General features: G+C 70.2%; 14 protein-coding genes and 1 riboswitch. Of the genes, 3 read left to right on the top strand and 11 right to left on the bottom strand.

All coding sequences use genetic code 11. From position 1 onward, the window contains the following. Positions 1-78 precede the first annotated feature (78 nt). Together rph and ABTZ54_RS15600 are read right to left on the bottom strand one after the other, a co-directional pair. Positions 79-810: a ribonuclease PH gene (gene rph, locus ABTZ54_RS15605; RefSeq protein WP_351662738.1), complete on the bottom strand. Its 732-nt coding sequence runs from the start codon at positions 808-810 to the stop codon at positions 79-81. Positions 811-897: 87 nt separating this feature from the next. Then, on the bottom strand, positions 898-1131 hold the full coding sequence (locus tag ABTZ54_RS15600) for a PTS sugar transporter subunit IIB (RefSeq protein WP_018517946.1): 234 nt from the start codon (positions 1129-1131) through the stop codon (positions 898-900). Positions 1132-1378: 247 nt separating this feature from the next. Between ABTZ54_RS15600 and ABTZ54_RS15595 the strand changes: the two genes are divergently transcribed. After that, a complete protein-coding gene (locus ABTZ54_RS15595; protein ID WP_351662735.1) occupies positions 1379-2680 on the top strand; it encodes a PTS transporter subunit EIIC in 1302 nt (433 codons plus the stop codon). Positions 2681-2946: 266 nt separating this feature from the next. After that, positions 2947-4200 (top strand): PTS transporter subunit EIIC, encoded by a 1254-nt coding sequence (locus ABTZ54_RS15590; protein WP_351662733.1) that lies wholly within the window; start codon positions 2947-2949, stop codon positions 4198-4200. Positions 4201-4292: 92 nt separating this feature from the next. Here the strand turns inward: ABTZ54_RS15590 and ABTZ54_RS15585 are convergent, their stop codons facing one another. Then, on the bottom strand, positions 4293-5045 hold the full coding sequence (locus ABTZ54_RS15585; protein WP_351662730.1) for an MBL fold metallo-hydrolase: 753 nt from the start codon (positions 5043-5045) through the stop codon (positions 4293-4295). A gap of 200 nt (positions 5046-5245) precedes the next feature. Here ABTZ54_RS15585 and ABTZ54_RS15580 point away from each other — a divergent pair, with 200 nt between their 5' ends. Further along, the gene (locus tag ABTZ54_RS15580; RefSeq protein WP_351662727.1) at positions 5246-5761 is read left to right on the top strand and encodes a type II toxin-antitoxin system PemK/MazF family toxin; all 516 of its coding nucleotides are present in this window, start codon (positions 5246-5248) and stop codon (positions 5759-5761) included. A gap of 27 nt (positions 5762-5788) precedes the next feature. Here the strand turns inward: ABTZ54_RS15580 and ABTZ54_RS15575 are convergent, their stop codons facing one another. From ABTZ54_RS15575 to ABTZ54_RS15540, 8 genes are all read right to left on the bottom strand, one after another. Continuing rightward, positions 5789-6739 (bottom strand): PLP-dependent cysteine synthase family protein, encoded by a 951-nt coding sequence (locus tag ABTZ54_RS15575; protein WP_351662724.1) that lies wholly within the window; start codon positions 6737-6739, stop codon positions 5789-5791. Between the two features lie 5 nt (positions 6740-6744). Then, the gene (locus tag ABTZ54_RS15570; protein ID WP_132914313.1) at positions 6745-7023 is read right to left on the bottom strand and encodes a MoaD/ThiS family protein; all 279 of its coding nucleotides are present in this window, start codon (positions 7021-7023) and stop codon (positions 6745-6747) included. Between the two features lie 98 nt (positions 7024-7121). After that, complete coding sequence (locus ABTZ54_RS15565) at positions 7122-7238, bottom strand: putative leader peptide (RefSeq protein WP_338058663.1); 117 nt, start codon at positions 7236-7238, stop codon at positions 7122-7124. Positions 7239-7282: 44 nt separating this feature from the next. Beyond that, positions 7283-8068 (bottom strand): ABC transporter ATP-binding protein, encoded by a 786-nt coding sequence (locus tag ABTZ54_RS15560; protein WP_351662719.1) that lies wholly within the window; start codon positions 8066-8068, stop codon positions 7283-7285. Then, positions 8065-9093, bottom strand: a complete 1029-nt coding sequence (locus ABTZ54_RS15555) for a FecCD family ABC transporter permease (protein ID WP_351662716.1) — start codon at positions 9091-9093, stop codon at positions 8065-8067. Before ABTZ54_RS15555 ends, ABTZ54_RS15560 begins: the two co-directional genes overlap by 4 nt. Next, positions 9090-10061, bottom strand: coding sequence for an ABC transporter substrate-binding protein (locus ABTZ54_RS15550; protein ID WP_351662713.1), 972 nt, complete (start codon positions 10059-10061; stop codon positions 9090-9092). Before ABTZ54_RS15550 ends, ABTZ54_RS15555 begins: the two co-directional genes overlap by 4 nt. A gap of 38 nt (positions 10062-10099) precedes the next feature. Next, a riboswitch (cobalamin riboswitch) is annotated at positions 10100-10217 on the bottom strand. 47 nt (positions 10218-10264) lie between these two features. Continuing rightward, positions 10265-10690 carry a M67 family metallopeptidase gene (locus ABTZ54_RS15545; RefSeq protein WP_351662710.1) on the bottom strand — a complete coding sequence of 142 codons (426 nt, stop codon included), beginning with the start codon at positions 10688-10690 and terminating at the stop codon, positions 10265-10267. 109 nt (positions 10691-10799) lie between these two features. Then, complete coding sequence (locus ABTZ54_RS15540; protein WP_351662707.1) at positions 10800-12257, bottom strand: amino acid permease; 1458 nt, start codon at positions 12255-12257, stop codon at positions 10800-10802. Positions 12258-12419: the final 162 nt, after the last annotated feature.

Below are 12419 nucleotides of genomic sequence, written 5' to 3'. Positions count from 1 at the left end.
TCCCCCTCGTACGTACATGTCTGGACGGGGCGCACGGTTCGACCCGTGCGCCCGTATGGAGACAGACGTCGGGGACCCTCAGAGAGTTCCTTCGAGCGCCTTGCGCTGAATTTCGGCCAGATCGGCGCAGCCGCCGGAGGCCAGGTCGAGGAGGGCGTTGAGCTCCTTGCGGTCGAAGGGCTCGGCCTCGGCGGTGCCCTGGACCTCGACGAAACGGCCGTCGCCGGTGCAGACGACGTTCATGTCGGTGTCGGCGCGGACGTCCTCCTCGTAGCAGAGGTCGAGGAGGGGGGTGCCGTCGACGATGCCGACGGAGACGGCGGAGACCGTGCCGGTCAGCGGCTTGCGGCCGGCCTTGACCAGCTTCTTGCCCTGCGCCCAGGTGACGGCGTCGGCGAGGGCGACGTACGCGCCGGTGATGGCGGCCGTGCGGGTGCCGCCGTCGGCCTGGAGGACGTCGCAGTCGAGGACGATCGTGTTCTCGCCGAGCGCCTTGTAGTCGATGACGGCGCGCAGGCTGCGGCCGATGAGGCGGGAGATCTCGTGGGTGCGGCCGCCGATCTTGCCGCGGACGGACTCGCGGTCGCCGCGGGTGTTGGTGGCGCGCGGCAGCATCGAGTACTCGCCGGTGACCCAGCCCTCGCCGCTGCCCTTGCGCCAGCGCGGGACGCCCTCGGTGACGGAGGCGGTGCAGAAGACCTTGGTGTCGCCGAAGGAGACGAGGACGGAGCCCTCGGCGTGCTTGCTCCATCCGCGTTCGATGGTGACGGGGCGGAGCTGTTCGGGGGTACGGCCGTCGATACGAGACATGGGACGAGCGTAGCCGTACATGGCGAAGGGCCCGTTCCCCTGCCGGAACGGGCCCTCGTCGATGCGTTCAGTCGCGGTCGCGACCGCTCACATCATGTCTTCGATGTCCGCGGCGATCGGGTCCGCGTCGGTGCCGATGACGACCTGGATGGCGGTGCCCATCTTCACGACGCCGTGGGCGCCGGCGGCCTTGAGGGCGGCCTCGTCGACCTTGGACGGGTCGATGACCTCGGTGCGGAGGCGGGTGATGCAGCCCTCGACCTCTTCGATGTTCTCGATGCCACCGAGCCCGGCGACGATCTTCTCAGCCTTGCTGGCCATGTGTTTCTCCCTGTCCGTTCCGTTCAAAGAACGTGAGTCTCGGCGCACCGATGGTCCGCTTTGTCACGGTAACCCACGGTTGGACCAGTCTCGCGAGCGAAGTCCGCCGTTCTGCCGAATGATGACGATCACCGGCGGCCTGCCCTCGATCGGCCCCGGGGAGCCTATCGCAACTGGTCTACACCAGTGTGAAACGAGAGTCGGGTCCCGATTGTTCCGGGGCCGTGTCGGGTCAGGGAGGACGCCGATGAGCAGTACGAGCGCCGCAGCCGCACCGAGGAAGTCGCGTTGGGGCGGCTTCTTCCAGGGGCTGCAGAAGATGGGCCGCAGCCTTCAGCTGCCCATCGCGGTCCTTCCCGCCGCCGGCATCATCGGCCGGCTCGGCCAGCCGGACGTGTTCGGCGACGAGGGGCTGGGCTGGACCGACGTCGCCAAGGTCATGGCGGGAGCCGGTGGCGCCCTCCTCGACGCCGACCTGGGACTCCCCCTTCTCTTCTGCATCGGCGTCGCGATCGGCATGGCGAAGAAGGCGGACGGCTCCACCGCCCTCGCCGCCGTGGCCGGTTTCCTCGTCTACCGGGGCGTCCTGCACGCCTTCCCGAAGGCCTGCCCGACCGGCACCAAGGACATCAACGGCGGCTGCCTGGGCGCCGGGGACACCTTCGCCGGGTACACGTACCAGAACCCCGGCGTCTTCGGCGGCATCATCATGGGCCTGCTCGCCGCCTACTTCTGGCAGAAGTACCACCGGGTGAAGCTGGTCGACTGGCTCGGCTTCTTCAACGGCCGCCGGCTCGTCCCGATCATCATGGCCTTCATCGGCATCGCCTTCGCCGCCCTCTGCCTGTGGATCTGGCCGCCGATCGGCGACGCGCTGGAGAACTTCTCCGACTGGCTGGTCGGGCTCGGCTCCTGGGGTTCGGGCATCTTCGGCGTCGCCAACCGCGCGCTGCTCGTCATCGGCCTGCACCAGTTCCTCAACGTGCCGGTGTGGTTCCAGTTCGGCTCGTACACCAAGCCGGACGGCACCGTGGTCCACGGTGACATCAGCATGTTCCTGGCGGGCGACCCGGCGGCCGGTCAGTTCACCTCCGGCTTCTTCCCGATCATGATGTTCGCCCTGCCGGCCGCCGCGCTGGCCATCACCCACTGCGCCAAGCCGCACCGGCGCAAGGAGGTCGGCGGCCTGATGCTCTCGGTCGGTCTGACCTCGTTCGTCACGGGCATCACGGAGCCGCTGGAGTACTCGTTCCTCTTCATCGCGCCGGTGCTGTACGTGATCCACGCGCTGCTGACCGGTGTGTCGATGGCGGTGACCTGGGCGCTCGGCGTCCACGACGGCTTCAGCTTCTCGGCCGGCCTGATCGACTACGTCATCAACTGGGGCCTGGCGACCAAGCCATGGCTGATCATCCCGATCGGCCTGTGCTTCGCCGTCGTCTACTACGCGATCTTCCGCTTCGCGATCACCAAGTTCGACCTGGCGACTCCGGGCCGCGAACCGGAGGAGCTGGAGGAGGAGCTGGAGCGGGACAACACCAAGGCGTAGCCCCCCTCCAGCCGCCTCCCTACGGGCTTTCGGCCCGGCCAAAAGGCCCTCGGACCTCACGGTCCGGGGGCCTTATGTCGTCGGTTGTCCGGCTATGGCTGAGCCCACAAAATTCGAAGGTTCCTTATCTAAGTCTCACGTGCTACAACTGGTCTACACCATTAATTGGTGTAGACCACGCGGTCCAGACCACCGCGTTCCACGAGACGTCGCCGTCACCCCCTTTCACTGTCCTCTGGCGGCGCCTTGCCTACTGGAGGAAGTTGATGAGTACGGCCACCGCCCAGGCCGCCGCTCCCGCGAAGAAGCGCGGATCCGGCCTGTTCCAGGGCCTGCAGAAGGTCGGTCGCAGCCTGCAGCTGCCGATCGCCGTGCTGCCGGCCGCGGGCATCATGGTTCGTCTTGGCCAGCCCGACGTGTTCGGCGCCGACGGCCTCGGCTGGGACAAGGTCTCCGCCGTCTTCGGCAACGCGGGTGGCGCCATCACCGGCGCGCTCCCCCTGCTCTTCTGTGTCGGTGTCGCCATCGGCTTCGCCAAGAAGGCCGACGGCTCGACCGCGCTCGCCGCGGTCGTCGGCTTCCTGGTCTACAGCAAGGTCCTCGAGGCCTTCCCCGTCGTCGAGGCGAAGGTCCAGGACGGCGCGGACATCGCCGCGAAGTACAACGACCCCGGTGTCCTCGGCGGCATCATCATGGGTCTGCTGGCCGCGGTGCTGTGGCAGAAGTACCACCGCACCAAGCTGGTCGACTGGCTCGGCTTCTTCAACGGCCGCCGTCTCGTCCCGATCATCATGGCCTTCGTCGGCCTCATCGTGGGTGTGTTCTTCGGTCTCGTCTGGGAGCCCATCGGCACCGGCATCTCCAGCTTCGGTGAGTGGATGACCAGCCTCGGCGCCGGCGGCGCGGCCATCTTCGGTGGCGTCAACCGCGCGCTGATCCCGATCGGCATGCACCAGTTCGTGAACACCGTGGCCTGGTTCCAGCTCGGCGACTTCACCAACGCCGCCGGCGAGGTCGTCAACGGCGACATCCCGCGCTTCCTGGCCGGTGACCCGTCCGCCGGTATGTTCCAGTCCGGCTTCTTCCCGATCATGATGTTCGGCCTCCCGGCCGCCGCCATCGCCATCGCGCACTGCGCCCGCCCCGAGCGCCGCAAGGTCGTGATGGGCATGATGGTCTCGCTGGCCCTGACCTCCTTCGTCACCGGTGTCACGGAGCCGATCGAGTTCTCCTTCATGTTCATCGCGCCGATCCTGTACGTGCTGCACGCGGTGCTGACCGCCGTGTCGATGGCCGTCACCTGGGCCCTCGGTGTCCACGCGGGCTTCAACTTCTCGGCCGGTTTCATCGACTACGCCCTGAACTGGAGCCACGCGACCAAGCCGTGGATGATCATCCCGATCGGCCTCGTCTTCGCGGCGATCTACTACGTGGTCTTCCGCTTCGCGATCATCAAGTTCAACCTCCCCACCCCGGGCCGCGAGCCCGAGGAGGAGATCGAGGACCTCACCAAGGCGTGAGCCCCTCCCCCGCACATGGGGAAGGCCCCGGAACCCAGCTGGGTTCCGGGGCCTTCCCCATGTCCGTCCCGGTTCAGAATGTCCGTCCCGTCTCAGACCTCGTACACCGCGCCCGCGTACGCCAGCTCCGCCGGGCCCCCGTACACCTCGCGCGCGTCCGCCAGGTTCCGCTCGCCGTCCGTCCACGGCGGGATGTGGGTCAGCACCAGGCGGCCGGCGTCGGCGCGGGTGGCCTGGGCGCCGGCCTCGCGGCCGTTGAGGTGGAGGGCCGGGATGTCCTCCTTGCCGTACGTGAAGGAGGCCTCGCACAGGAAGAGATCGGCCCCGCGGGCGAGCTCGTCCAGCGCGTCGCACTCCCCGGTGTCGCCGGAGTAGGTCAGCACGCGGCCGCCGTGCTCGATGCGGATCGCGTACGCCTCGACCGGGTGGCACACCTTCTCCGTACGGACGGAGAACGGGCCGATCTCGAAGGAGGCCGACTTCAGCGTGCGGAAGTCGAAGACCTCGCTCATCGCGGTCGGCGAGGGCGCGTCCGCGTACGCCGTGGTCAGCCGCTGCTCCGCGCCCTCCGGGGCGTACACGGGGATCGCCTCGCAGCGGCCGCCCTCGTGGCGGTAGTAGCGCGCGACGAAATAGACACACATGTCGATGCAGTGGTCGGCGTGCAGATGACTGAGGAAGATCGCGTCCAGGTCGTACAGACCGATGTGGCGCTGCAACTCGCCCAGGGCGCCGTTGCCCATGTCGAGGAGCAGCCGGAAGCCGTCGGCCTCTACGAGGTAGCTCGAACAGGCCGAATCCGCGGACGGGAACGACCCTGAGCAGCCGACGACGGTGAGCTTCATGGAGCGTGAACCTCCGTGGACGGGTGCGGAAAGCGCGCGGAGAGGGGAGGTCGTGCGATCTGTCGAGCGTAAGGCGCCTCACGGTCCGTCGCTCCTCCGTGGCGGCCCGTTGTGGGCGAACTCACGGGCTCTGTCACCGGTTCGGATGGATGGCGGGGCGCCCGGGCGGGGCGGGGGGCCCGACGGTACGGTCTTGAGGTATGGACACGTCATGGTGGCCCGCGCTGGTCGCGGTCGTGGTGATCGCGCTCGTCGTGGCGCTGGCCGACGGACGGCGCCGATCGGGACGCCGCCCGGCGGGCCGCAGCCGCCCGCCGGCCCGCCCCACCCGCCCGGCACCGCGCGGCAAGGCCCCGCGCGGCAGGGCTCCGGCGCGGAAGCCCCCCGCCGGGCAGGCCCCCGCGCGGGCGCCGCGGCCGGGTGAGATCTGGTGGGCGGAGGTGCCGTTCGAGGACGGCCCGGGTTCGAAGGACCGGCCGTGCCTGGTCCTGGGGCTGCGCGGGGACAGCGCGCTGGTCGCCAAGATCACCAGCAAGTACCACGACGAGCGCCCCGGGGTGATCGCGCTGCCGCCCGGCTCGGTGGGCGACGCGCAGGGCCGGCCCAGCTTCCTGGAGACGGACGAGCTGCGGGACGTGCCCGTGGTGGACTTCCGCCGGAAAGTGGGAACGGCGGACCCGGTGGTCTGGGACCAGGTCCGCCATCTGGCGCACTGAAACAAGCACGGAAGAAGGGGCGGGCGGCTACGCCCAGAGCTGGTCCTGCACCGCCGCAATCGCCTCTTCCGTCGTCGCCGCCGTGTAGAGGCCGGTCGACAGGTACTTCCAGCCGCCGTCCGCGACGACGAAGACGATGTCGGCGCTCTCGCCCGCCTTGACCGCCTTGTTGCCGACGCCGATGGCCGCGTGCAGGGCCGCGCCGGTGGAGACGCCCGCGAAGATGCCCTCCTGCTGGAGCAGGTCGCGGGTGCGGGTGACCGCGTCGGCCGAGCCGACCGAGAAGCGGGTGGTGAGGACGGAGGCGTCGTACAGCTCGGGGACGAAGCCCTCGTCGAGGTTGCGCAGGCCGTAGACCAGGTCGTCGTAGCGCGGTTCGGCGGCGACGATCTTGACGTCGGGCTTGTGCTCGCGCAGGTAGCGGCCGACGCCCATCAGGGTGCCGGTGGTGCCGAGGCCCGCCACGAAGTGGGTGATCGACGGCAGGTCGGCCAGGATCTCGGGGCCGGTGGTGGCGTAGTGCGCGCCCGCGTTGTCCGGGTTGCCGTACTGGTAGAGCATCACCCAGTCCGGGTGCTCGGCGGAGAGCTCCTTGGCGACGCGGACCGCCGTGTTGGAGCCGCCCGCCGCGGGGGACGAGATGATCTCGGCTCCCCACATGGCGAGCAGCTGGCGGCGCTCCTCGCTGGTGTTCTCCGGCATGACGCAGACGATGCGGTAGCCCTTGAGCTTGGCCGCCATCGCGAGCGAGATGCCGGTGTTGCCGCTGGTGGGCTCCAGGATGGTGCAGCCGGGGGTGAGCCGGCCGTCCTTCTCGGCCTGCTCGATCATGTGGAGCGCGGGGCGGTCCTTGACCGAGCCGGTGGGGTTGCGGTCCTCCAGCTTGGCCCAGATGCGGACGTCGTCCGAGGGGGACAGCCGCGGCAGCCGGACCAGGGGCGTGTTGCCGACCGCCGCCAGCGGGGAGTCGTAGCGCATGTGGATCAGACCATGCCACCCGCGACCGCGGGCAGGATCGTGACGTTGTCGCCGTCGGTGAGCTTGGTGTCGATGCCGTCGAGGAAGCGGACGTCCTCGTCGTTCAGGTAGACGTTGACGAAGCGGCGCAGCTTGCCGCCGTCGACGATGCGGGCCTCGATCCCGGTGTGGCGGGACTCCAGGTCGGCGAAGAGCTCGGCGAGGGTGCCGCCGCTGCCCTCGACGGCCTTGGCGCCGTCGGTGTAGGTGCGGAGGATGGTCGGGACGCGGACCTCGATGGCCATGGGGTGGGCTCCTGTCGGAACGAGCTCGGAAGGGATGGCGCGCGGCTCTGGCCCCCGCGCGGGGGGTCTTGCGGGTGAGATGCGCTCGGCCGGGTCGTTCAGAGCGCGGCGCGCGGCGTACAGATCGCGCTGGCGAGGCGGCACAGATCGACGTGCAGGCGTGCGACGAGCAGGGGTGTGCCCGGCGTCTCTTCGCTCACGTCGTGGGAAACCATGCGCTCATCGTATCGATTCCCGGTCCGGGTTCCGGAATGTGATCTCACATGACGGACAGTTTCCGACCAACGGGCGGACGGGGCAGGTAGACGACGAGCGGAGTGCCGGTGGCCGGATGCGGGATGACCTCGGCTTCCACCCCGTAGACGGCCGCAAGGAGGGCCGGTGTGAGGACCTCCGCCGGAGCGCCCTCGGCGACGACCCTCCCTTGGTCCAGGACGTAGAGCCGGTCGCAGTAGGCCGCGGCGAGGGTCAGATCGTGCAGGGCGAGGAGGTTGGTGGTGCCCAAGTCGCGGACGAGGGAGAGGACTTCCAGCTGGTAGCGGATGTCCAGGTGGTTGGTGGGCTCGTCGAGGACGAGCAGCGCCGGGTCCTGGACGAGCGCCCGGGCGACCAGGGCCCGCTGCCGCTCGCCGCCGGAGAGGTCGGGGTACGGGCGGTCGGCGAGCTCCAGGATGCCGACCCGGTCGAGGGCCGCGTCCGCCCGCTCCCGGTCCCGCTCGGTGTCGCCCTCCCAGAAGCGCTTGTGCGGGGAGCGGCCGAGGGCGACCAGCTCGCGGACGGTCAGCTCGAACTCCAGGGCGCTCTCCTGCGGCACGGTCGCCACCCGGCGGGCCCGCGCCCGGGGCCCGAGCGCGTGCAGGTCGTCGCCGTCGAGGAGGGCGCGGCCCGAGGTGGCGGTGAGGGTGCCGTAGACGCAGCGCAGCAGGGTGGTCTTGCCGCTGCCGTTGGGGCCGACGAGGCCGACGGTCTCGCCGGGGCGGGCGACGAGGTCGGCCGCGTACAGCCGCCCCTCGTACGAGAGGGCCTCGACCCTGAGCTCGGTCATACGGTCGCTCCGTCCGCGCGGCGGCGCATCAGCCAGAGGAAGAAGGGGCCGCCGGTGAGGGCGGTGAGGACGCCGACGGGGATGTCCTGGGGCGCGGCGACGGTACGGGCGGCCAGGTCCGCGAGGACCAGGGCGAGCGCCCCGCCGAGCGCGGCGACCGGCAGCAGGCGCCGGTGCGGCGCGCCGACGGCCATGCGGGCGGCGTGCGGGACCATCAGGCCGATGAAGCCGACGGCTCCGCTGGCCGCGACCATGACGGCGGTGACGAGGGAGGCGAGGACGAAGACGGCCGCGCGGAAGCGGGCGGTGTCCAGGCCGAGGACGGTGGCGCCCTCCTCGCCGACGAGCAGCAGGTCGAGCGGGCGGGAGAGGGTGAGCAGGGCGCCGATGCCGAGGGCGAGGACGGCGGCGGGCAGCACGAGGCTGTCCCAGCGGGCGCTGCCGAGTCCGCCGAGGGACCAGAAGAGGGCCTCCTGGAACTGCTCGGGCCGCCCGGCGAGGACGAGCAGCAGGGTGGTGAGGGCGGACAGGATGTACGAGACGGCGACCCCGGCGAGGACCAGCCGTGAGCCGGTCATGGTGCCGCCGCGCCGGGCAAGCGCATAGACGAGGACGAGGGCGAGCAGGGCGCCCGCGAAGGCCCCGGCGGGCAGCGCGACGGTGGTGGTGACGCCCCCGACGATCCCGGCGCCACCCCCCAGGACCAGGACGAACACGGCTCCGGCGGAGGCTCCGGAGGAGATGCCGAGCAGGAACGGGTCGGCGAGCCGGTTGCGGACCAGGGCCTGGAGCACGGCGCCGACGACGGCGAGCCCGGCGCCGACGACCGCCCCGAGCAGCACCCGGGGCAGCCGGACGTCGAGCACGATCGTGCGGTACGGGGAGGGGCCGGCCCGCCCGGTCAGGGCGTCGAGCACCTGACCGGGCGGGATGCGGACGGAGCCGAGCGCGAGGGCCGCGAGGACGGCCGCGGCGAGCGCCACGAGCAGTCCGGCGACGACGGACGCGTGGCGGAGCCGGGTCATCGGGCCGCGGGGTGGAGCTGGTCGGCCAGCTTCCCTACGGCTCCGGGGGCGCGGACGCCGAGGACGGCGTCGGAGAGCGGCAGCACGGCGAAGCGGCGGTTCTTGACGGCCGGGACCTCGCGCAGGGCCGGGTCGTCGAGGAGGCGGCGCTTCTTCTGCTCGACGGTGGTGGAGCCGTAGTCGTAGATGACGATGACGTCGGGCTTGCGGGCGACGACCTGTTCCCAGGTGGCGTCGCCGAAGGTCTTGTCGAGGTCGGCGAAGACGTTGCGGCCGCCGGCCCGGGTGATCAGCTCGTTGCCGATGCCCTTGCCGCCGGCGGTGAACGCGGTCTTGTCGCCGCTGTCGTAGACGAAGACGGAGACGGGGGCGGTGCCCTTCAGGCGCTTCTCGGTGGCGGTGACCCCGGCCCTGGCCTCGCGGGTCCAGGCGGCGGCGCGGTCGGGGACGCCGAAGGTGCGGCCCACCTCGTCGACCTCGCGGTAGACGTCGTCGAGGCCGGTGGCGCCGGAGGGGCAGTACTCGGTGTTGAGGCGGGAGGCGATGCCGGAGCGCTTGAGGTCGTCGCGGCTCCGGCCGGCCTTGGCGTCGAAGGCGGAGGCGTAACCGCCGTACACGAAGTCGGGGTTGGCGGCGAGCAGCGCCTCCTTGGAGGGGTACTCCTTCGCGAGGACGGGGACGGCGTCGTAGGCCTTCTTGTACGCGGGGAGGACGGCGTCGTCGAGGTAGGCGGTGCCGACCAGGGACTTCTGGAGTCCGAGGGCGAGCATCACCTCGGTGACGTGCTGGTTCATGGTCACCGCGCGCTTCGGCGGGGCCTGATAGGTGGTCGTGACACCGCAGTTGGAGACGGTGTACGGGAAGCCGGGGGCGGCCTTGCCGCCGACGGGGTCGCTCGCGGGGGCCGAGCAGGCCGCGAGGAGAGGTATGAGGACGGCGGCGGGCAGCAGCGGGCGGTACCAGGACATGGGAAGGCCTCCAGACGGGGATCTCCGCGTCCCCGGTCGGTGCTGGCAGGCGGCAGGTCAGTTCCTGGCTTCCGGCCCTGGTCAGGGGCGGGTCACAGTGGCGGGACCGTGCCGGATTCACACCGGCTTCCTGGGTCCTGCCGCCCTCGTTTCCCGACAGTCTCTCACCCGCCGTCGGGCGGGCGGGGCTTCGGGGGATCGGCCTACGCGTAGGCCTCGACGACCTCGACCTCTTCCTCCGTCACGACGCCCTCGACGATCGTGAACGAGCGGAACTGGAAGGGGCCCGCGCCGTCGGTGTCGGCGGTGGAGACGAGGACGTAGTGGGCCTGCGGCTCGTTGGCGTAGGAGATGTCCGTACGGGACGGGTAGGCCTCGGTCGCGGTGTGCGAGTGGTAGACGATCACGGGCTCCTCGTCCCGGTCGTCCATCTCGCGGTAGAGCTTGAGCAGGTCGGCGGAGTCGAACTCGTAGAAGGTGGGCGAGCGGGCGGCGTTCAGCATCGGGATGAAGCGCTCGGGGCGGCCGCTGCCGACCGGACCGGCGACCACGCCGCAGGCCTCGTCGGGGTGGTCCGCGCGGGAGTGTTCCACGATCTGGTCGTACAGGGCCCGGGTGATGGTCAGCATGCCGACAGGATAAGCAGACGGGCCGCCCCGTACCGAGAAGTGGTACGGAACGGCCCGCATGCTGAGACCTTGCAGGTCAGAGGCGCGTCAGAGGCTGGTCAGCGGCTGGTCAGGACTCGACCGACTCCCGGTCCGCCCGCTTGGCGAAGGCGGCGCCCTCGGGGTTGCGGGCCTTGAGGACCAGGTAGGAGACGGCGAGGACCAGGCCCCAGACGGGAGCGCCGTACAGCGCGACCCGGTTGCCGGCGTCCATGGCCATGGTCACGACGACCATCGTGATGAAGGCGAGCGCGAAGGCGCTGAACCAGATGCCGCCGGGCGCCTTGAACGAGGACTGCGGGAGCTCGCCCCGGTCGGCCTTCAGGCGGTAGCGGATCTGGCAGATCAGGATGACGATCCAGGCCCACATGCCGGAGATGGTGGCGAAGGAGACGACGTAGTTGAACGCCTCGCCGGGCCACTGGTAGTTGACCCAGACGCCGACCATCATCAGCGCGGCGGAGAAGGTGGTGCCGACCAGCGGGGTGCCGGACTTGGTCAGCTTGGTGAAGACCTTCGGGCCCTGGCCGTTGAGCGCGAGGTCGCGCAGCATGCGGCCGGTGGAGTACATGCCCGAGTTGCAGGAGGACAGGGCCGCCGTCAGGACGACGAAGTTGACGATCGCCGCGCCGACGCTGAGGCCCATCTTCTCGAAGGCGGCGACGAACGGGCTGACGCCGGGCTGGAACTCGGTCCACGGGACGACCGACAGGATCATGATCAGCGCGCCGACGTAGAAGACGGCGATGCGCCACGGCACGGTGTTGATCGCCTTCGGCAGGACCGTCTTCGGGTCCTTGGACTCGCCCGCGGTGACGCCGACCAGCTCGACGGCGAGGAAGGCGAACATGACCATCTGGAGGGTCATCAGGGTGGAGAGGATGCCGTCCTTGCCGGCGAAGAAGCCGCCGAGGTCCCACAGGTGGGTGACGGAGGCGGTGTCGCCCGCGTCGGAGAAGCCGAGGGTGAGGATGCCGGCACAGATCAGGATCATGCCGACGATCGCGGTGACCTTGACCATGGAGAACCAGAACTCCAGCTCACCGAAGAGCTTCACGGAGATCAGGTTGGCACCGTAGAGGATCACGGTGAAGACCAGGGCGGAGAGCCACTGGGGGATGTCCCACCAGTACGTCATGTAGGTCGCCGCCGCGGTGACCTCGGTGATGCCCGTGACGACCCAGAAGAGCCAGTACGTCCAGCCCGTCGCGAAGCCCGCGAAGGGGCCGATGAACTCGCGGGCGTACTCCGAGAAGGAGCCCGACACCGGCCGGTACATGAGGAGTTCGCCGAGCGCCCGCATGATGAAGAAGATGACGAGGCCCGCGACGGCGTACGCGAGGATCAGGCTGGGTCCCGCGATGGAGATGCCCTTGCCCGCGCCGAGGAAGAGTCCGGTGCCGATGGCACCGCCGATCGCGATCATCTGGATCTGACGGGCGCCGAGCGCCCGGTGGTAACCCTCGCCGGAGGCGGAGTCCGCGGCCTCATTGCCGTCGTGCTGCTTGTCGACCTGCACTGAGGTCATGGTGGTGCGCCTTTCTCCATGCCGATCCGCGCGACTGCCAGAGCGTCTGCTGCGGATCAGGTCCTGATCCCCCCGGATATGGATGGAGTGCTACCGGCGGTCAGCCGGCCAAAGCGCCCCCGGGAACAGGGGTGGCGTCCCCGGGTGGTCGTGAAGATTTAT

Origin of the sequence: Streptomyces sp. NPDC094032 (assembly GCF_040303965.1) — a bacterium.
Lineage (GTDB): Bacteria > Actinomycetota > Actinomycetes > Streptomycetales > Streptomycetaceae > Streptomyces.
The sequence above is the reverse complement of the archived record's forward strand: the minus strand, read 5'-3'. Positions and strand labels throughout refer to the sequence as shown.

Excerpts from the sequence above, each read along its gene's own strand:
- rph (WP_351662738.1), bottom strand. The coding sequence starts at position 810 with ATGTCTCGTATCGACGGCCGTACCCCCGAACAGCTCCGCCCCGTCACC.
- ABTZ54_RS15570 (WP_132914313.1), bottom strand. The coding sequence starts at position 7,023 with ATGGCCATCGAGGTCCGCGTCCCGACCATCCTCCGCACCTACACCGAC.
- ABTZ54_RS15565 (WP_338058663.1), bottom strand. The coding sequence starts at position 7,238 with ATGGTTTCCCACGACGTGAGCGAAGAGACGCCGGGCACACCCCTGCTC.
- ABTZ54_RS15550 (WP_351662713.1), bottom strand. The coding sequence starts at position 10,061 with ATGTCCTGGTACCGCCCGCTGCTGCCCGCCGCCGTCCTCATACCTCTC.
- ABTZ54_RS15555 (WP_351662716.1), bottom strand. The coding sequence starts at position 9,093 with ATGACCCGGCTCCGCCACGCGTCCGTCGTCGCCGGACTGCTCGTGGCG.
- ABTZ54_RS15575 (WP_351662724.1), bottom strand. The coding sequence starts at position 6,739 with ATGCGCTACGACTCCCCGCTGGCGGCGGTCGGCAACACGCCCCTGGTC.
- ABTZ54_RS15585 (WP_351662730.1), bottom strand. The coding sequence starts at position 5,045 with ATGAAGCTCACCGTCGTCGGCTGCTCAGGGTCGTTCCCGTCCGCGGAT.
- ABTZ54_RS15540 (WP_351662707.1), bottom strand. The coding sequence starts at position 12,257 with ATGACCTCAGTGCAGGTCGACAAGCAGCACGACGGCAATGAGGCCGCG.
- ABTZ54_RS15560 (WP_351662719.1), bottom strand. The coding sequence starts at position 8,068 with ATGACCGAGCTCAGGGTCGAGGCCCTCTCGTACGAGGGGCGGCTGTAC.
- ABTZ54_RS15600 (WP_018517946.1), bottom strand. The coding sequence starts at position 1,131 with ATGGCCAGCAAGGCTGAGAAGATCGTCGCCGGGCTCGGTGGCATCGAG.
- ABTZ54_RS15595 (WP_351662735.1), top strand. The coding sequence starts at position 1,379 with ATGAGCAGTACGAGCGCCGCAGCCGCACCGAGGAAGTCGCGTTGGGGC.
- ABTZ54_RS15590 (WP_351662733.1), top strand. The coding sequence starts at position 2,947 with ATGAGTACGGCCACCGCCCAGGCCGCCGCTCCCGCGAAGAAGCGCGGA.
- ABTZ54_RS15580 (WP_351662727.1), top strand. The coding sequence starts at position 5,246 with ATGGACACGTCATGGTGGCCCGCGCTGGTCGCGGTCGTGGTGATCGCG.
- ABTZ54_RS15545 (WP_351662710.1), bottom strand. The coding sequence starts at position 10,690 with ATGCTGACCATCACCCGGGCCCTGTACGACCAGATCGTGGAACACTCC.